A 17,988-nucleotide genomic window follows, 5' to 3' on the forward strand; every position below is an offset into this window, starting at 1 on the left:
GAAACGCTATATTACAACCGCATGGGCATAACAACATACAGCGCATCGCCACCACCCGGCTCTTCAAGCAGCGCACTGCTATTAGGGTCGGCCAGCGTTATTTGCACTCTGTCTTCATTTAGTACGCTAAGCACGTCAACCAAATAGCCCACGTTGAAGCCGACTTCCATCGCAGAGCCGTTATATTCGACGGCCACGTTCTCTTCGGCTTCTTCCTGTTCAGGGTTATTCGCCATGACCTTAAGGTTGCCCTCTTCCAGGTATAAGCGCACACCTCGATACTTCTCATTGGAGAGAATCGCCGTACGTGACAGCACCTGACGCAACTCGGCGCGTTCAGCAATGAGCACCTTATCGCCATTGCGTGGTACGACGCGCTCATAGTCAGGGAACTTCCCGTCAATCAGCTTGGACGTAAAGGTGAAGTCACCGGTATGAGCACGCACATGGGTTGAACCCAACGTCAGGCTTACCGGCTCATCGCTATCATCCAACAGGCGCGAAAGCTCAAGAATACCCTTACGAGGTACAATCAGCTTCTGCGGCTGGCTAACCGCGACATCAACAGGACGTGAACACATCGCCAAGCGGTGGCCGTCTGTCGCCACCGTGCGTAGCAAGTTACTTTGAATTTCCAACAGCATGCCATTGAGATAGTAGCGAACATCCTGCTGCGCCATGGCAAATGATGTGGTTTCAATAAGATGCTTTAACGTGCCCCGTGGAACGCTTAACTCCTGACTGCTATCGGCATCTTCAATATTGGGGAATTCAGCCACCGGTAATGTCGAGAGCGTAAAGCGTGAACGACCGCTGCGCAGCACCGCTCGGCCATCTTCAACGGTCAGTTGGATATCGGACTGATCAGGCAGCGATTTACAAATATCCATCAGCTTACGAGCAGGCACGGTTGCCGCCCCTGGCTGGTCAACCTGGCTTGCGACAGTACGCCCGATGAGTTCAACCTCAAGGTCCGTACCGGTTAGTGCGACCTGGTCACCTTCGACCTGAATCAGCACATTAGACAGTACAGGTAGCGTTTGGCGCCGTTCTACCACGCCTGCCACCAGAGTCAGCGGACGCAGCAATGCCTCTCGGGAAATGGAAAATTTCATCAACACTCCGGTTTATATCCTGAAAACCTGCAGACGGCAGGCCAATCCCATGGATGATTTAGCTGGTTAAAAGGCGCAACAGATTTTTGTAATCTTCGCGAATATCCGCGCTCTCCTCTTGCAAGGCTTTCACCTTGCGGCAAGCGTGAAGTACCGTTGTATGATCACGGCCACCAAACGCATCGCCAATTTCCGGCAAACTATGATTGGTCAATTCCTTGGCTAGCGCCATGGCCACCTGCCGGGGGCGAGCGACTGAGCGCGAGCGTCGCTTGGATAATAAATCTGCCACCTTGATTTTGTAATACTCGGCAACTGTGCGCTGGATATTATCTACACCCACCTGCTTATCTTGTAGCGCGAGTAAATCTTTTAGCGACTCACGAATAAAGTCCTGGGTAATCGGCTTACCCATAAAGTGTGAGTCAGCAATCACTTTTTTCAGTGCCCCTTCCAATTCACGTACGTTCGAGCGAATTTTTTGAGCAATAAAGAAGGCCGCATCATGAGGTAAATCAACTTTGGCCTGGTCGGCTTTTTTCATCAAGATGGCTACGCGGGTTTCAAGTTCGGGCGGCTCAATAGCCACCGTCAAGCCCCATCCAAAGCGCGATTTCAGGCGCTCCTCAACACCACTGATCTCCTTTGGATAACGATCAGAGGTGAGAATCATTTGCTGGCCGCCTTCCAAAAGCGCATTAAAGGTATGGAAAAACTCCTCTTGGGAGCGCTCCTTGCCAGCAAAAAATTGAATATCATCAATGAGTAACGCATCAACACTGCGATAAAAGCGTTTGAAGTCGTTGATCGCATTAAGCTGAAGTGCCTTGACCATATCGGCAACAAAACGCTCAGAATGCAGATACACCACCCGGGCATTTTCCCGGCGGCCAGCCAGCGCATTGCCTACGGCGTGCATCAAGTGCGTTTTACCCAGACCTACCCCACCGTATAGAAATAGTGGGTTATAGGCACCACCCGGATTTTCTGAAACCTGCCGAGACGCCGCACGCGCCAGTTGGTTGGATTTACCTTCCACGAAGGTATCAAACGTAAAATTGGGGTTCAGCCCACTGCCGTGCTTAAGACTACCTTCGACCTGGACCTGACGCTCGTTAGTCCGCCGGCGCGGCGTTTCTTCACGCTCACGCAGCTGATCAATTTCACGCTCATCGGCAATATCACCGCGCGGGGGCGTATGCACTGAAGGCGCCGAGGTTGAAGCGGAAACAGGATTACCCAAATCACGCGGCTGGGGGACTGCCGCTACTGGACGACGGCTACCTACGGTCAGGCTTACTTTGGGTGGTTTAGACGGCGCAAGCTCGCGGATCAGCTCACTGATTCGCTTGGCATACTTGTCACTCACCCAATCGCGCACAAAGCGATTAGGCGCCAGTAAGCGCAACTCATTGGACTCTCCTTCTTCTGCCTGCAAGGGACGTATCCAGGTATTGAATTGCTGAGAATTCAATTCGTCCTGCAGGTAGTCCAGGCACTGTTGCCAAAGCGCGAGTGACACTCATCTCACCATCAGTTGAAAACGGCCGACCATTGTAGCGCTCTAAAGCTTGGTTATCCACACGGGTTTGGCTAACAATTATGCCTGTGGACAACTTATCGTAAGCACGTGGGACAACCCGCTGATGGAGTGGGGACAGATCCGTTTTTAGCGTTTTTCCACATCTCTACGCACATCAAAACAACAGTTTATAGACCGCTTATACGACACTTATGCACATTGTTTTTATGATTTTATCATATTGATTAACCTATTTATTATTCACTTATCCACAAATAGTATCCCCACTATTAATAACAACAAGATTTAAAAACCTTATTAGTAATAATAGCTGTTTTGATTTTCGCGTAAAAAAGCCGGCAGGCCCCATGCCCACTGCCTTTTTGTTGGTTTTTATGCAAGGAAAAATTGCACCCGGCGCGGGAAGCCTCTACAATTTCCGGTCTTGAATTGAAACTCCCCGGCTAGTTTCCTCACTGGGCCGGGTCTTTTGGATTCACATCCGTCCTAAACCACGTGGGAATTACGAGTTATGAAACGCACTTTTCAACCCAGCGTTCTCAAACGCAAGCGCATGCATGGCTTCCGTGCTCGCATGGCAACCAAAAACGGCCGTGCCGTTATCTCTCGCCGCCGTGCGAAAGGCCGCAAGCGTCTGAGCGCCTGATCTCGGATTGCGTGTGCCGCCTCAAGGCTTTCCCCGGCGTTTGCGTCTTTTAAACGCTGGGGATTTTAGTCACGTGTTTGAACAAGCTGACCTTAAAGTTCATGGCAAAGGTATGATGGCGTTAGCGCGCATGACTACCCGAGGGCATCCTCGCATTGGACTAATCGTCAGCAAGAAAAATGCAAAGCGCGCTGTAGATCGCAACCGCTTTAAGCGTCTAGTCCGAGAGTCCGTCAGGCTTCGCCAGGATCACCTTCCCTCCATGGATATTGTGATATTAGCCAAGCGCGGTGTGCAGGATATCGACAATGAAACGCTTAGTCGGCAGTTGCATGGTATGTGGAAACGCCTTCAGCGTGACGCGCAAACGGTATCAATTGCACCACCGCTTGATGGCGTAACACGTGACACTTGACGACACACCTCGCCGTTCGACCTCGGCCTGCCGCTTGGCAGGCTTTCGTGTGTCATGGGTCGAGTAAATGACACTGCGCCATTAGCATGTTCATCACCCAGCGGGCAGAACCCTCATGGACGTAAAACGACTTCTCTTACTGATTCCAATGGCAGTACTTGCCTATCTACTGGTGATCCAGTGGAATCAGGATTATGGGCCGACAGATTACGACTCGACGCCTGAAATTACGCAAAGCAGTAGTGACGCCCCCTCAGCCAATGCTGAAAGCAGTAACGACCTGACGGTTCCGTCAACGTCGGCACCCAACAGTGCGGTAGACGACGGGCTGGCAAGCAATACTGAAAGCGAAACATCTAGCCGTGACTTTATTGCGGTGGCTACCGATGTTCTTGACGTGCGCATTGACCCGCACGGCGGCGACATTATTTATGCTGCGTTACCTCAGCATAAAATGACGCTGGATACTGAACGCAACTATGTGTTGCTCTCGGATAATTCAACGCGTAGCTATGTTGCACGTTCCGGCCTACAGCTAGACGGGCAAGCAAGTCGTATTGAATTTACCCCGGAAAGCAATGCCTATCGTCTGGCAGATGATGATGACCAGCTAGTCGTTGACTTACGGGCAGACGTTAACGGCGTTGATATTATCAAGCGTCTTACGTTCGAACGTGGGAATTACGCGGTCAATGTTGATTACTATATTGCCAATAATACCGATGCGCCGGTAAGTGCTCGTTTTATTGGCCAATTAGCGCGTGATAACAGCCCTGACCCGTCAAGCGGCGTTGCCATGGGTATGAAGTCCTATATTGGGGCAGCGTACTCAACGCCAGACGAACGTTATGAAAAGATCGATTTTGAAGACATTCAAAACCGTAACTTTGAAAATCGTGAAGCCCAGGGCGGCTGGATTGCGCTTATCCAGCACTACTTCGTTTCTGCCTGGGCACCGCCCCAAGACCAGCAAAACCTTTACTACGTCACCACTGACTCAAGTGACCGTAACGTGGTGGCGTTTGCTGGCCCTACCAGCAACATTGCGGCGGAAGGTGAAGCGACACTGGGCGCCACGCTCTACATGGGCCCCAAGGTTCAGGATCACCTTGAGCAAGTGGCACCCAACCTGCGCCTGACCGTTGACTATGGCTGGTTATGGTTTATTGCCAACCCACTGTTCTGGTTGCTGGATAAGATCCACGACATCGTGGGCAACTGGGGCTGGTCAATTGTTCTGCTGACGGTTGTGGTTAAGCTGGTGCTCTTCCCCCTGTCTGCCAAGGCTTATAAGTCAATGGCACGCATGCGGAAACTGGGCCCGGAAATGCAGCGTCTTAAAGAGACCTATGGCGATGATCGCCAGAAAATGTCTCAAGAGATGATGAAGTTCTACCAAAAGGAGAAGATCAATCCTTTAGGTGGCTGCTTACCCATCGTCATACAGATGCCGGTGTTTATCGCACTTTACTGGATGTTGCTGGAGTCGGTAGAGCTGCGCCATGCGCCGTTTATCTTCTGGATTCACGATCTATCGGTGAAGGACCCTTACTTCATCCTACCGATCCTGATGGGTGTATCCATGTATGTTCAGCAGCTGCTGAACCCGACACCTCCGGACCCCATGCAGGCGAAGATCATGAAGATGCTGCCCATTATCTTCACCTTCTTCTTCCTGTGGTTCCCGGCGGGTCTGGTGATCTACTGGGTAACCAACAACATCATTTCGGTCGCGCAACAGTACTTTATTACGCGCAGTATCGAAAAAGACCCCAGTGTGGGTAAAGGAATGCGAACCAAGTAATCCTTGTTAGCCATACTCCCAGACCCCCGCCCTTGAGCGGGGGTCTGGCGTTTTAGAGACGACAAATTCACAATGTACGCATCCATTAACGAGGCGCGCCATGGCTGAACGACTTTATACCCAAGATACGATTACTGCTCTGGCGACACCGCCTGGGCGTGGTGGCGTAGGGATTATTCGCGTCTCAGGGCCTGCCTGCCGCGATATCGCAGCGTCCGTACTCGGCCACTGCCCGGCTCCTCGCCATGCCTATCACGGCCCCTTTAAGGGCGCTGATAGCATTATTGACGAAGGCATCGCCCTGCTGTTCAGCGGCCCTCACTCCTTTACCGGCGAAGACGTACTGGAGCTACAGGGTCACGGTGGCCCCATTATCATGGACATGCTGCTGGAGCGCTGTGTGGCCCTGGGCGCGCGGTTAGCGCGTCCAGGTGAGTTTTCCGAACGCGCCTTTCTTAATGACAAGCTCGACCTTGCCCAGGCCGAAGCGATTGCTGACTTGATTGATGCCACCTCGCGATCAGCCGCGGAAAATGCCGTACGTTCACTGCAGGGCGAGTTTTCTACCCGCGTCTCCCATCTGGTTGAGCGGCTTATCGAGCTGCGTGTCTATGTAGAAGCCGCCATCGACTTCCCTGAAGAGGAGATCGACTTCCTGGCGGATGGTCATGTCGCCCAGCGTTTGGAAAGTGTTCAGCAAGCACTCAGCGATGTGCGCAAAGCCGCCGGTCAAGGAGCACTGTTACGCGAAGGCATGAACGTGGTCATTGCCGGTCGCCCCAATGCGGGTAAGTCCAGCCTGCTTAACGCGTTGACCGAACAAGAGACCGCCATTGTGACTGATATTGCAGGCACCACGCGGGACGTGCTGCGTGAGCACATCCATATTGATGGCATGCCGCTGCACATTATTGATACGGCGGGTTTACGCGATACCCCGGACGCCGTTGAAAAAATCGGTGTCGCCCGCGCCTGGGCCGAGATCGAGAAAGCCGACCGGGTACTGCTATTGGTGGACGCCTCTACCACCGAGGCGACCGACCCAATGATGATTTGGCCCGAGTTTGTCGCCCGCCTTCCCGATCAAAGCCGCTTAACGCTGGTCCGCAACAAAATCGATACCAGCGCTGAGCAGGCTGGAATTGATTTATCCACAGACACGCCCACGCTTCGCCTTTCCGCCAAAACCGGTGCGGGTGTGGATAACCTAAAAACCCATTTGAAAACCGTGATGGGTTTTGCAGCGACCACCGAAGGACGCTTCTCCGCACGTCGGCGCCACCTGGATGCCCTCGACCGGGCAATGGCAGCGCTTGATACCGGCCGTGCCCAGTTGGATGGCTACGGCGCAGGAGAATTGCTGGCCGAAGACCTACGCGACGCGCAGCAAGCACTGAGTGAAATTACCGGCGAGTTTAGCGCCGATGACTTGCTGGGCGAGATTTTTGGCAGTTTCTGTATCGGCAAGTAATACGCTCACTTTTTGGATCGGCGGGGGCGGCGTTGTAACCCCCGCACACCTTCCAGCACAAGTACCAAAACGGCCAACCAGATGGCGATATACGTTGGCCACTCTTCAGCGCTGATTGACTCACCGAGCATTAACGAGACGCCCAGTAGCAGTACGGGTTCAACGTAAACCAGCAAGCCAAACAGGCTTAAATTGAGCAGCGGGGCGGAGAGTGCCTGAAACCCCAAAGCAAGGGAGCTAAGCACTCCTAACCCCATAACGAGTCCGATCGTCTCGGCATTGAGCGCTTCCATCATGTGGCCGCCATCAAGAATAAAGTAAAGGCTGACCGGCAAGCTGAGCAGCATATCAAACCAGAGTCCACCAATATGGTTGGTATCCGTTTTACGCCGCAGCCAGAAATAGGCCGGATAGCCCAAGCACACCGCTAGGGTCGGCCAGGCCAGCGTTTGCGCTATGGCCAGTTGATTGATGATACCCACTACTGCAAACAGGCAAGCCATTTTCTGAAGGCGCGACAGGCGATCTCGGAAAGCGATTTGGCCAATAATCACCATGGTCATCGGCATTATAAAATAGCCCAGTGAGACCGCTAACCCATGGCCGTTGCCTGGTGCCCACATAAACAGCCACAGCTGAAAGCCCAACAAAAATGCTGATACTAAACGTGAAGCCCAGAAGCAAGGTTCGGCCAGTAGTCGACGCCCGATAGTCACTAGTTGCGCTCCGTAGCCTCGCCACAGAACAAAAACACTCAGGCAGGGAAAAGTCAGCAAGACACGCCAGCCGTAAATCTCCTCTCCTCCCATTACCGAGAGCAAGGACGTATAGGCAAACAGCAAAGCAAACAGCGCCGAGGCAATCACATTCAACGTGACGCCCAGTGTGGTGTGGTGATCCGTGCGCATAAATGACTTCTAGTCAGAAAATGTAGCGTTATTTTATTGCGGTATGCTTGATAAAGGCGCTTGTATTACCTACCGTCAGCGATAAATTTTCTCACCTGGCAGCGCAAATGATACTGGATAACTTTGACCAAAACCTGCTTGAGCTTCTGCAGAAGGATTGCCAGACGCCGCTTCGCGAGCTGGCTGAAACCGTTCATCTGTCAACGGCTTCTGTACAGCGGCGCATACAGAAGTTGAAAAGCAATGGGTTTATCCAGGCAAACGTAGCCGTGCTTGACCCAGACAAGCTGGGCCAGGTCATTACTCTTTTGGTGGAAGTACAAGCAGATAAAACCCACACCGCAGATCTAGAGCTCCTCAAGGCCCAATTTTCCGGGCCTGAAATTCAGCAGTGTTACTACGTGACCGGCGAGGCAGACTTCATGTTGATACTACTGGTGCCCAGCATGCGTCGGTTTCAGGAACTAAGCGACACGCTGTTTCACCATAACCCCAACGTTAAATGGTTCAGAACAATGGTGGTGCTGGAGCGTGTCAAAACGTCTCTAGAGGTGATCTAGCGGCAGCTACTCCTCAACCCACCACAGCGCATCAAAGTGGCTTTCACTTCCAAGGCAACGGGTTACCTCTACCATTGCGGTCTTTAGACGCTCATCAAGCCCCCAGGGCGGGTTAACGACCAACATACCGCTACCGTACATACCGTGCGTTTGCTTACCTGGCGCGCGCAGCAAAAGCTCGCTGCGCCATATTTTGCGTATACCGCTTGCCTTGAGCCCATCCAGTAGCACGTGGTGGTGCCCAGCGGGTAGCAGAGGGTACCACATCAGTAGTATGGCGTGGCGCGCCTTTTCAAGCGTGTATATCGCCGTATCAACCACTTCCTGGTACTCCGCTTTACGCTCAAAACTAGGGTCAATCAATACGCAAAGCCGCGGGGTAGACACCGGCAGCATGGCCGTTAAACCCGCTAAACCATCGCCATAGATACGTTTTGCCTGAGGAGGAAGAGACTGCGTGTTCAAGTGCTCATGCTCACCCGGATGAAGCTCAAAAAGGCGCAGCTTATCGTGCTCGCGCAATGATTGGCTTAGCCACCATGGGGAGCCGGGATAGTGCGTTAACGCACTGGTACTGGGCTGAACGCTGGTGACAGCATTTAACCAATCACAGAGTAACGGGTCGGTGAGTACCTCGCGTTCGTGCCATAGCGGCCAAATACCCTCACGATACTCCTGAAGCCGCTGCGTCTCTTTGGTGGCGAGTGGGTAAAGCCCTCTTCCCGCATGCGTATCTATATATGTAATGGGTGTTTTTTTACGTAATAAATAATCAACGACGGCGTAAAGCGTCAAGTGTTTGTGTACATCGGCAAAATTACCGGCGTGATAGGCGTGTTGATAAGACAGCATGGTAACTCGCAGATAAGTGAACGAAAAAAGCCCGCTATGGGATCATAGCGGGCTTTAAACGGTAATGCGCGGGGGAGTTATGTCTTACTTAGCCCTGGCCGTTACCGATTGGCGTCAGGGTGATTTCAACCCGGCGGTTTTGCGCCCGGCCCTGCTCGGTATCGTTGCTGGCAACCGGCTGGTTAGCGCCGTATCCCATGGTGTTAAGACGCGAGGAGGATACCCCGTTTTGACTTAAGTAGTTGCCCACTGACTGAGCTCGGCGCTCAGAGAGACGCTGGTTGTAGCTGGCATCCCCGGTGCTGTCGGTGAAGCCGGCAATATTAACCCGCGTATCGGTATACTGCTTGAGCACGTTAGCCACTTCATTAAGCGCACTGCGCGCATCGCCGGTTAGATCTGAGGAGTCAAACCCGAACGTCACGCTGCTGGGCATATTCAGTACGATGTCGTCGCCGCGACGGTCGATTTCAATGCGCGAGCCCTCCAGGTTCTGACGAAGCTGCTGTTCTTGACGGTCCATGTAAGCGCCAATACCGGCACCCGCAGCAGCACCCACGGCAGCACCAATCAAGGCACGATCACGACGGCTGGTACTTCCGCTACCCGAAAGTGCACCCGCAGCAGCGCCTACCGCCGCGCCAATCCCTGTTCCCATGCCGGTCGATGAACGTTGCGTCTGGCCACCATAAGGGTCAGAGGTGGCACAGCCCGCCACTAAGATCGCAGCAGCCAACGGGGTCAGTAGTCGAGAAATACGCATCACTCACTCCTTGTATATTTTTGCGCTTGAATTATTCGTCGCTGATAAAGGCCAGCAACTCATTCAAGAATAATAGACCTTGAGGCGATGCACGCAGCTTTTCGGGCATTTCCATCAAAAGTCCTTTTTTGGCGGCCGTGTGTAAACGCGCTAAAAGTGCTTCCTGCGGCTGGCCGGTATGCGCCGACCAGGCATGCATGGCAACCCCTTCGGTTAAGCGAAGCGCATTCATGGAAAACTCAAGCGGCAACTCGTCCGCCGCGATAGGCTGCTTGCCCGCCACGAAACCGCGTGGGTCATTATCACGCCGTAAGTAAGCATCCGGCTGGCGCGTTTTCCAGCGCCGTTCAATATGCCACTGCCCTTGCGGGTCAATCGTCGTCAGCTTACCGTGTGCACCGGCGCCAATGCCCAGATAGTCGCCAAACTGCCAATAGTTGAGGTTGTGCTGGCTCTGCTTGCCAGGTTTTGCATAGGCTGAAATTTCGTAGCGTTCAAAGCCCGCCTGCTCCAATCGCTGATGGCCAAGCTCCTGAATATCCCAAAGCGCCTCCTCTTCCGGCAGAACAGGTGGCTGTGAATGAAACGCGGTATTGGGCTCAAGGGTTAGTTGATACCAGGAGAGATGGTCCGGTGACAGCGCAAGCGCCTGGTCAATATCATCAAGCGCCAGGGAGGGCGTCTGGCCAGGCAAGCCATGCATCAGGTCGATATTAATATTATCAAACCCCGCCGCACGCGCCTGGCCTACCGCAGTAATAGCCTCTTCACCGCCGTGAATACGCCCCAAAGCCTTCAACTGAGCGGGCTGAAAGCTTTGAATACCCAACGAGAGACGATTGATACCCGCCTCACGGTAGCCCGTAAAGCGTGCCTGCTCGGTGGTACCAGGATTCGCCTCCATGGTGATTTCTATATTGGGCGCGAAGGGTAAGCGTCGGCGTATTCCATTAAACAGCCGTTCAAAGAACGTGGGCGACATCAGGCTTGGCGTACCACCGCCAATAAAGATGGTCTGAATCTGACGCCCAGCGGCTAACGCCAGATCGCCATCCAGATCATGAAGTAGTGCCTTTAAGTAAGTCGCTTCGGGTAACTCACCGTCAGGTTCATGAGAGTTAAAGTCACAATAAGGGCACTTGCGTACGCACCAGGGCGTATGAATATAGAGCGATAACGGAGGTAATGGCTTAGCCATGTGCCACCTTAAGTATATCAACCAACCCTTGAAGCGCCCGCCCACGGTGGCTTAGCCGATTTTTTAATTCACTGGGTAATTCCGCCACGCTCATTCCCTGGTCGGGTAGCCAGAACAGCGGGTCATAGCCAAAGCCACCCTCTCCACGTGGATGAGCAAGTAACTCCCCTTCCCAGCTGTGCTGAACAATAACCGGTACCGGATCAGCAGGATGGCGCAAATAGACCAGCACGCACCAGTAGCGACCGGTGCGCTGACCTTCTGCACAGTCACTAAGCGCGGCCAGCAGTTTTTCATTGTTACGCTGATCGCTTTTCGGCTCACCAGCGTAGCGTGCGGAGTAAATCCCTGGCGCCCCTGAAAGCGCATCGACCTCAAGGCCGGAGTCATCAGCAAGCGCCGGTAAGCCGCTAACCCGGCTCGCCTCACGCGCTTTTAACAGGGCATTTTCAACAAAGGTTAGCCCCGTTTCTTCAACATCATGTACCCCAAAATCTGCTTGTGGACGTACATCCAGCCCTAACGGTGCCAGCAGTTGATTGAATTCTTTCAGCTTTCCCGCATTGCCGCTTGCCAGAACAAGGGTATTTACCGTGACCATCATATTTTCTCCCGGCATAAATATGGCAGGCAGGCTGCCTGACTACATTATTGAGAAGGCTTTTTCTGCAGCATCCAACGTAAATTGGATATCCTCGGGCGTATGAGCACTCGACATAAAGCCTGCCTCAAACGCTGAAGGGGCCAGGTAAACGCCGTGATCCAGCATCGCGCCAAAGAAACGGCGGAACGCCTCCGGGTCACACGCGGTTGCCTGGGCAAAGTTATCCACACGGCGTTGAGAGGTGAAAAACAGCCCAAACATGCCACCCGCTGACTGTGTCATCATGGAGACACCTGCCGCATTAGCGCGCTCTTTCAGGCCGCTGCAGAGTGTTTCAACCCGCTGAGAAAGCGCGTCATGAAAGCCGGGGACCTGGAGCTTGGTTAATAACGCAATACCTGCCGCCATCGCCAAGGGGTTACCCGACAGCGTACCTGCCTGATAAACCGGCCCCATGGGGGAGATATTTTGCATAATCTCGCGCTTGCCGCCAAACGCACCGACTGGCATACCACCACCAACAATCTTACCCAGGCACGTTAAATCAGGCGTAATGCCGTAATGCGCCTGAGCCCCGCCCAGCGCAACGCGGAATCCGGTCATGACTTCATCGAAAATCAGGATGCTTTCATGCTCGTTACACACCCGGCGCAGTGTTTCCAAAAAGCCCGGCTGGGGAGGAATACAGTTCATGTTACCTGCAACAGGTTCAACAATAATGCAGGCAATCTGGTCACCGATTTCAGCAAAGCACGCCTCAACGCCTTCAATATCGTTATAGGAGAGCGTAATGGTGTGCTCGGCAAGTGACGCGGGAACACCTGGCGAGCTGGGTTCGCCATGGGTGAGCGCGCCAGAGCCCGCTTTTACCAGCAACGAATCTGAATGGCCGTGATAGTTACCTTCAAACTTAACGATCTTGTCGCGCCCGGTGGTGCCGCGTGCCAAGCGGATCGCCGACATGGTGGCTTCCGTACCGGAGCTGGTCATGCGCACCATTTCCATGGTGGGGATCATTTCGCAGATCAGGTCTGCCATGGTGGTTTCCACCGCGGTCGGGGTACCAAACGAGAGACCGTTGTCCAAACGAGCACGTACCGCTGCCAACACATCCTGGTCCGCATGACCGGTAATCATTGGGCCCCAGGAACCTACATAGTCCACGTAGCGGTTGCCTTCCACATCAAACAGATAAGCGCCCTGGGCGCGCTCCATAAATACCGGCGGACGGTGCAGGCCTTTAAACGCACGTACCGGCGAATTTACGCCACCTGGAATATGGCGGCTAGCAAGCTCAAACAGTTCAGCAGATGTGGTCATGGCGTCCTCAATATCAATGGCGTAGCGCGAATAAAATCAAAAGCGAACCGGCCGTGGCAAGCGATTAGGTAAACACTGCCCGCTAGGCGGCTGATATCCATGAGACAGACTCTCCCAGGTAAAGTGCTGAGCCTGTTCACAGGCCGTCGGCAAACGCTCACCGGCGGCCAGGCGTGCCGCAATGGCAGATGCCAAGGTGCAGCCTGAGCCGTGAAACGGTTCCGGCAGGCGTGGCCACTGCCATTGGCGCGTGGTATCCGGCGAGTGCAGTGTATTAACAACCTGCTGCTCGTTACCTGGAACAGGCTCATCGGTCGCGGTTACTAAAATAGCCTGGCAACCCTGGGATAAAAGTGCGACGGCGCGCGCCGTATCATCCAGGGGGCCGTCAATCTCTGGGGTGAGCTGCTTAAGCTCATAACGGTTGGGCGTTAAGATATCCACAAGCGGTAGCAGGCGAGCCGCATAGAGGCGTTGCAATTGGGGTGTGGATAACTCAGTACCGCCACCGGCTTTAAGTACTGGGTCGGCCACAACCGGGATGCCTGGGAAACGGCGAATAATCTGCTCGGCTGCTCTTAGCGTTGCTTCATCTGCCAACAGGCCCAGCTTGATCGCAGCAACCTGCATCCCGCTAAGCGCCTCTGCCATTTGGCGCATCAACGCGGGGTCGGCCGGAACGACATGGCTCACGTTATGGCAGTTTTGCACCGTTAACGCGGTGGGAATCGTCACTGCCCAACCGCCACAGGCGGCAATGGCTTCGCTATCTGCCACTAAACCCGCTCCGCCCGTCGGGTCATGGCCCGCCAGTACTAAAACAACCGGTGAAAGAGGTTGGTGCATCAAAAAGGTTTCACAACGGCAAGTAGAATAATCGCCACTAGCGCAATCACCGGCGCTTCATTGAACCAGCGAAAGAACGTGTGGCTTTTCGTACAGCGATCCTGGGCAAACTGCTTTAAGTAAATCAGGCAGACGTGATGATAGGCGATCAGCAATACCACAAAGGTGAGTTTAACGTGCATCCAGCCTTGGCTTAACCAGCCGGGCACCAGGTACAGCATCGCCCCGCCAAAGATAAGCACCAGTATCATGGAAGGCGTCATGATGCCGCGATAAAGCTTACGCTCCATGGTTTTGAAATAGGCGATAGCTTGATCGTCGCCTTTATCCCGTGCCATGGCGTGATACACATACAGCCGCGGCAAATAAAACAGGGCGGCAAACCAAGTCACCATGGTCATTAAATGCAGGGCCTTCAACCATAGATACATTGTCTCTCCTTATACGGGCGAATCATTCGCTTTCGGGTCAGTACGGGTATTTGGGTCAGCGTCGGTATTGGGATCAGAATAGTAATAATAACGCTCAATGGCACCACGGGTGATGATACCTGAAATTCGCTGCCGCTTTGGCCGATAACCGTGCACTACATAAAGCGCGCCCAAGGCATCGTCTTGAAGCTTTATAAACGCCTCTGACAGGGTGGCCTGTAGGCCAATCGGCGCAAGTTCCAGGCGCTGGCCCGGAATTTCAAGTAAATCGACGGATTCATTATCGGGAGGAGCATCGCCATCAAGCGCTTCATCGTGCTCCAAAAGCCACCGCGCCAGCGCCGACGCTTTTAACGCAAGTACCGATTTTTCTTCATTTGAACGCTCAATAATCAGCCAGACAGGGTTGGTTTCCAGTAGTTTGCGTGCCTGCTCAAACGTCACCTTGCGCTCAGTACGTACCAGGCTTCGCTCCATCACCGCAGGCACCGACACGCGGGAAAGCGCCTGCATTAAGGGCTGTTGAAGCGGGTGCAGCCCATAGCGTACGGAGCTAATAAAAAATCCTTCACAACCGGTAAGCTGGCGGGACGTCAGGCAGGCAACCACCACCACCAACATACCCGGCAACATGACATGAGGTGTATGAGTAAGCTCCAACAGCGCCATTAACGCCGCAAGCGGCGCTTGCAACACCGCCCCCATCATGGCCGCCATACCTAACATGGCGTAAATGCCAGGGTCTGAGGCTTTATCAGGCCATAGCCAGCCACCCAATATACCGCCCAGCGCGCCTGTCGCTGCGCCAATCACCAGCGTGGGGCCAATAATCCCGATGGGTACGCCACCCGATACGGTCAGGGCGGTAATCAAAAGCTTGGCAATCATCAGCGCCAGCAACACGTTAATGTCCAACTGATTATTAAGCGCCGCCGCTACACTGTCGTAGCCAATTCCCTGAACCTGCGGAAACCACCAGGCCACAACCCCGGTCGCCACACCCACACAAGCCAAACGAAGCCATAACGGCCATGCCTGCATGCGTTTGTTACGTGAAATATGAATAAACAGCCCCGCCAATAGCCCGACCACAAGGCCGAGTACAATGACCCACGGTAAATTCATGAGCGAACCCAGCACGACCTCGGGGATACGAAAAGCCGGCTCATTGCCATACACCATCTGCGCAATGAGCGCCGCCATCGTAGAGGCTAAAATCACCGGCATAAAGCTCATCAGGGTATACTCCATCATGACGACTTCCATGGCGAAGATGACCCCGGCAACCGGTGTATTGAACGATGCTGAAATCCCCGCCGCCGTTCCACAGGCAACCAAAACGCGCAGGCTGTTATTGGGCAACCGAAGCTTAACTCCCAGCCCGCTTGACGCGGCAGCGCCTAAATGAATAGCCGGGCCTTCCCGTCCGGCAGAGAGCCCACCAAGAACCGACACCACCCCCACCCACCATTGATTCAGCCAGTTTCGCATTGGAAAGCGGCCTTGGTGATAAGAGAGGCGCTCAATAACGTGCCCTACCCCCATCTTTTGGGCAGTGGCTTTTTGCCGATAAAGCAGCAGACCCAGCACGCTAACGGCAATAATAGGCAGCAGTGAGCGCAGCCACGGAGGCAGACCTTCAAATCCTTCCGGGTTTCCATCCGGCATATAAAACACTGCCCCCGCTTCGAGCAGTAGCCGGAAGGCGACCATCGCCGCCCCCGTAATGATCCCCGACACTAACCCCAATACGCACAGCTGAGGCAACGCATCAACATGGGCCAACTGGCGTCGAAAACCCTCGAGGGTAAAATCTGATCGGGAAAAACGCGCCACGACGACCTTCCTTTACGCATGTAGTGTAGTTCTCTTGTGTATCATAGCCCGATACGCTTCGACAGCCTGCGCCAATCTGTTTAGGCTGTTAATTATTACCCTGTCTCGAATGTGCAACGTGTAAGGAGTCGTTTGTGATTAAGGTCGGCATTGTCGGCGGTACCGGTTATACCGGCGTTGAGCTACTGCGGTTACTCGCCCAGCATCCCCATGTCAGCGTTGAAGCCATTACCTCGCGCTCGGAAGCCGGCGTAAAGGTATGCGATATGTATCCCAATCTGCGCGGCCACTACGACACATTGACGTTCAGTGAGCCCGATGCAAAGCAGTTGGGCGATATGGATGCGGTATTTTTCGCCACTCCCCACGGTGTTGCCCACGCCTTGGCAGGTGAGCTTTTGGACAAAGGCACACGCATTATCGACCTGTCGGCTGACTTCCGCCTGCGTGATGCCAAGGTATGGAGCGAGTGGTACGGCCAACCTCACGGTGCGCCTTCGCTGCTTGAAAAAGCGGTCTATGGCCTGCCCGAGATGCACCGCGAAAAAATCAAAACGGCGCGCCTAGTGGCCGTGCCTGGCTGCTACCCAACCGCTGTACAGCTAGGCTACCTGCCGCTACTGGAAGCCGGGCTGATTGATCCTCAACAGCTGATTGCCGACTGTAAATCGGGCGTGACGGGGGCAGGCCGAGGGGCCAAGGTGCCTTCACTACTGGCAGAAGCCAGTGAGTCCTTCAAAGCTTACGGCGCCTCAGGGCATCGTCATTTGCCCGAAATCCGCCAGGGCCTTGGCGATATGCAGGCGCACCCGGTGGGGCTGACCTTCGTTCCTCATTTAACACCGATGATACGGGGCATTCACGCCACGCTCTATAGCCAGCTCACCACCTCGGTGGACGACCTTCAGGCGCTGTTTGAAAAACGTTATGCAAGCGAACCCTTTGTTGATGTGATGCCTGCGGGTAGCCATCCTGAAACGCGCAGCGTTAAAGGCATCAACACCTGTCGCCTGGCCGTACATCGCCCGGAGAACAGCAACACGGTCGTGGTGTTATCGGTCATTGATAACCTGGTGAAAGGCGCCTCGGGCCAAGCCATCCAAAACCTCAACCTAATGTTTGGATTCGAGGAGAACATGGGCCTCACCGCCCCTGCCTTGATGCCATAAGCCACGTACAAAATCCCGGCAATAGTTGACCCTTTTGCTGGGAATTATCCATAATCATCTTCCAATGCTGATTATTCGTTCTTAAAGCTCGCGGGAGGTACCCATGAGCGGTGCAGAAGCCTTTGTTCCAACCCCATTAATGATGTCCGATAGCGCACGTAAACGTATCCGTGCCCTAATGGATGAAGAAAATAACCCTGCGCTAAAACTGCGCGTCTACGTCACCGGCGGTGGCTGTTCAGGTTTTCAGTACGGCTTCGATTTTGCCGATACGGTCGCCGAAGACGATACGGCCATTGAATTTGGCACGGCGACCCTAGTAGTCGACCCTCTCTCCTACCAGTATCTGGTTGGCTCGACGGTGGATTACGAAGAAGGCCTCGCTGGCGCACGCTTTCGCATTCAAAACCCCAATGCTACTACCACCTGCGGCTGCGGCGCCTCTTTTATGGTGTAGCCGCGTTATAACGCAAGCAAAGCGTTGGTACCCATGACTTGACGCCTTGG

At 53.9% G+C, this 17,988-nt stretch carries 18 protein-coding genes; 7 read left to right on the forward strand and 11 right to left on the reverse strand.

Translation table 11 applies throughout. The annotated features are described in order from the left end of the window. Window positions 1-11 precede the first annotated feature (11 nt). Together dnaN and dnaA are read right to left on the reverse strand one after the other, a co-directional pair. Window positions 12-1,115: a DNA polymerase III subunit beta gene (gene dnaN / locus ACT3RU_RS00195; RefSeq protein ID WP_087106978.1), complete on the reverse strand. Its 1,104-nt coding sequence runs from the start codon at window positions 1,113-1,115 to the stop codon at window positions 12-14. A gap of 58 nt (window positions 1,116-1,173) precedes the next feature. Further along, on the reverse strand, window positions 1,174-2,637 hold the full coding sequence (gene dnaA, locus ACT3RU_RS00200) for a chromosomal replication initiator protein DnaA (RefSeq protein ID WP_192526760.1): 1,464 nt from the start codon (window positions 2,635-2,637) through the stop codon (window positions 1,174-1,176). Window positions 2,638-3,169: 532 nt separating this feature from the next. Here dnaA and rpmH point away from each other — a divergent pair. From rpmH to mnmE, 4 genes are all read left to right on the forward strand, one after another. Further along, on the forward strand, window positions 3,170-3,304 hold the full coding sequence (gene rpmH, locus ACT3RU_RS00205) for a 50S ribosomal protein L34 (protein ID WP_172118745.1): 135 nt from the start codon (window positions 3,170-3,172) through the stop codon (window positions 3,302-3,304). Window positions 3,305-3,317: 13 nt separating this feature from the next. Then, the gene (rnpA, locus tag ACT3RU_RS00210; RefSeq protein ID WP_192526761.1) at window positions 3,318-3,719 is read left to right on the forward strand and encodes a ribonuclease P protein component; all 402 of its coding nucleotides are present in this window, start codon (window positions 3,318-3,320) and stop codon (window positions 3,717-3,719) included. A gap of 115 nt (window positions 3,720-3,834) precedes the next feature. Then, on the forward strand, window positions 3,835-5,523 hold the full coding sequence (yidC, locus tag ACT3RU_RS00215; protein ID WP_192526762.1) for a membrane protein insertase YidC: 1,689 nt from the start codon (window positions 3,835-3,837) through the stop codon (window positions 5,521-5,523). Window positions 5,524-5,623: 100 nt separating this feature from the next. Then, on the forward strand, window positions 5,624-6,994 hold the full coding sequence (mnmE, locus tag ACT3RU_RS00220) for a tRNA uridine-5-carboxymethylaminomethyl(34) synthesis GTPase MnmE (protein ID WP_192526763.1): 1,371 nt from the start codon (window positions 5,624-5,626) through the stop codon (window positions 6,992-6,994). Between the two features lie 5 nt (window positions 6,995-6,999). Here mnmE and rarD read toward each other — a convergent pair whose 3' ends face one another. Beyond that, window positions 7,000-7,902, reverse strand: a complete 903-nt coding sequence (gene rarD / locus ACT3RU_RS00225) for an EamA family transporter RarD (RefSeq protein ID WP_192526764.1) — start codon at window positions 7,900-7,902, stop codon at window positions 7,000-7,002. A gap of 107 nt (window positions 7,903-8,009) precedes the next feature. On the opposite strand from rarD, the gene ACT3RU_RS00230 reads away from it, so the two are divergent. Then, a complete protein-coding gene (locus ACT3RU_RS00230) occupies window positions 8,010-8,462 on the forward strand; it encodes an Lrp/AsnC family transcriptional regulator (protein ID WP_192526765.1) in 453 nt (150 codons plus the stop codon). Window positions 8,463-8,468: 6 nt separating this feature from the next. On the opposite strand, the gene ACT3RU_RS00235 is transcribed toward ACT3RU_RS00230, so the two are convergent. The 8 genes from ACT3RU_RS00235 to ACT3RU_RS00270 all read right to left on the reverse strand — a co-directional run bounded on the left by ACT3RU_RS00235 (window position 8,469) and on the right by ACT3RU_RS00270 (window position 16,312). Next, window positions 8,469-9,314 (reverse strand): 23S rRNA (adenine(2030)-N(6))-methyltransferase RlmJ, encoded by an 846-nt coding sequence (locus tag ACT3RU_RS00235; protein WP_192526766.1) that lies wholly within the window; start codon window positions 9,312-9,314, stop codon window positions 8,469-8,471. Window positions 9,315-9,402: 88 nt separating this feature from the next. Further along, window positions 9,403-10,077: a YiaD family glycine zipper/OmpA-like lipoprotein gene (locus ACT3RU_RS00240; RefSeq protein WP_192526767.1), complete on the reverse strand. Its 675-nt coding sequence runs from the start codon at window positions 10,075-10,077 to the stop codon at window positions 9,403-9,405. 31 nt (window positions 10,078-10,108) lie between these two features. Continuing rightward, window positions 10,109-11,275, reverse strand: coding sequence for a radical SAM family heme chaperone HemW (gene hemW, locus ACT3RU_RS00245; protein WP_192526768.1), 1,167 nt, complete (start codon window positions 11,273-11,275; stop codon window positions 10,109-10,111). Further along, complete coding sequence (gene rdgB, locus ACT3RU_RS00250; RefSeq protein ID WP_192526919.1) at window positions 11,268-11,876, reverse strand: RdgB/HAM1 family non-canonical purine NTP pyrophosphatase; 609 nt, start codon at window positions 11,874-11,876, stop codon at window positions 11,268-11,270. Before rdgB ends, hemW begins: the two co-directional genes overlap by 8 nt. A 42-nt stretch (window positions 11,877-11,918) precedes the next feature. Next, window positions 11,919-13,199 (reverse strand): glutamate-1-semialdehyde 2,1-aminomutase, encoded by a 1,281-nt coding sequence (hemL, locus tag ACT3RU_RS00255; protein ID WP_192526769.1) that lies wholly within the window; start codon window positions 13,197-13,199, stop codon window positions 11,919-11,921. Between the two features lie 36 nt (window positions 13,200-13,235). Further along, window positions 13,236-14,045: a bifunctional hydroxymethylpyrimidine kinase/phosphomethylpyrimidine kinase gene (gene thiD, locus ACT3RU_RS00260; protein ID WP_192526770.1), complete on the reverse strand. Its 810-nt coding sequence runs from the start codon at window positions 14,043-14,045 to the stop codon at window positions 13,236-13,238. Further along, a complete protein-coding gene (gene hemJ, locus ACT3RU_RS00265) occupies window positions 14,045-14,476 on the reverse strand; it encodes a protoporphyrinogen oxidase HemJ (RefSeq protein ID WP_192526771.1) in 432 nt (143 codons plus the stop codon). The genes thiD and hemJ overlap by 1 nt, the downstream gene beginning before the upstream one ends. A 9-nt stretch (window positions 14,477-14,485) precedes the next feature. Further along, a complete protein-coding gene (locus tag ACT3RU_RS00270; RefSeq protein ID WP_192526772.1) occupies window positions 14,486-16,312 on the reverse strand; it encodes a chloride channel protein in 1,827 nt (608 codons plus the stop codon). Between the two features lie 134 nt (window positions 16,313-16,446). On the opposite strand from ACT3RU_RS00270, the gene argC reads away from it, so the two are divergent. Both argC and erpA read left to right on the forward strand, forming a co-directional pair. Beyond that, entirely contained in the window at window positions 16,447-17,481 is a 1,035-nt protein-coding gene (gene argC / locus ACT3RU_RS00275; protein ID WP_192526773.1) for an N-acetyl-gamma-glutamyl-phosphate reductase, read from the forward strand. 103 nt (window positions 17,482-17,584) lie between these two features. Beyond that, a complete protein-coding gene (gene erpA, locus ACT3RU_RS00280) occupies window positions 17,585-17,938 on the forward strand; it encodes an iron-sulfur cluster insertion protein ErpA (protein WP_087107018.1) in 354 nt (117 codons plus the stop codon). The last annotated feature ends 50 nt before the right edge of the window (window positions 17,939-17,988 follow it).

The organism is Halomonas sp. TP35 (genome assembly GCF_052375975.1).
Taxonomy (GTDB): Bacteria; Pseudomonadota; Gammaproteobacteria; order Pseudomonadales; family Halomonadaceae; genus Vreelandella; species Vreelandella citrativorans.

Bases quoted from the DNA above. Each gene is read 5' to 3' on its own strand.
- ACT3RU_RS00235 (WP_192526766.1), bottom strand. From the start codon at position 9,314: ATGCTGTCTTATCAACACGCCTATCACGCCGGTAATTTTGCCGATGTA.
- rarD (WP_192526764.1), bottom strand. From the start codon at position 7,902: ATGCGCACGGATCACCACACCACACTGGGCGTCACGTTGAATGTGATT.
- ACT3RU_RS00240 (WP_192526767.1), bottom strand. From the start codon at position 10,077: ATGCGTATTTCTCGACTACTGACCCCGTTGGCTGCTGCGATCTTAGTG.
- rpmH (WP_172118745.1), top strand. From the start codon at position 3,170: ATGAAACGCACTTTTCAACCCAGCGTTCTCAAACGCAAGCGCATGCAT.
- hemL (WP_192526769.1), bottom strand. From the start codon at position 13,199: ATGACCACATCTGCTGAACTGTTTGAGCTTGCTAGCCGCCATATTCCA.
- mnmE (WP_192526763.1), top strand. From the start codon at position 5,624: ATGGCTGAACGACTTTATACCCAAGATACGATTACTGCTCTGGCGACA.
- erpA (WP_087107018.1), top strand. From the start codon at position 17,585: ATGAGCGGTGCAGAAGCCTTTGTTCCAACCCCATTAATGATGTCCGAT.
- hemW (WP_192526768.1), bottom strand. From the start codon at position 11,275: ATGGCTAAGCCATTACCTCCGTTATCGCTCTATATTCATACGCCCTGG.
- dnaN (WP_087106978.1), bottom strand. From the start codon at position 1,115: ATGAAATTTTCCATTTCCCGAGAGGCATTGCTGCGTCCGCTGACTCTG.
- ACT3RU_RS00230 (WP_192526765.1), top strand. From the start codon at position 8,010: ATGATACTGGATAACTTTGACCAAAACCTGCTTGAGCTTCTGCAGAAG.
- rdgB (WP_192526919.1), bottom strand. From the start codon at position 11,876: ATGGTCACGGTAAATACCCTTGTTCTGGCAAGCGGCAATGCGGGAAAG.
- thiD (WP_192526770.1), bottom strand. From the start codon at position 14,045: ATGCACCAACCTCTTTCACCGGTTGTTTTAGTACTGGCGGGCCATGAC.
- hemJ (WP_192526771.1), bottom strand. From the start codon at position 14,476: ATGTATCTATGGTTGAAGGCCCTGCATTTAATGACCATGGTGACTTGG.
- yidC (WP_192526762.1), top strand. From the start codon at position 3,835: ATGGACGTAAAACGACTTCTCTTACTGATTCCAATGGCAGTACTTGCC.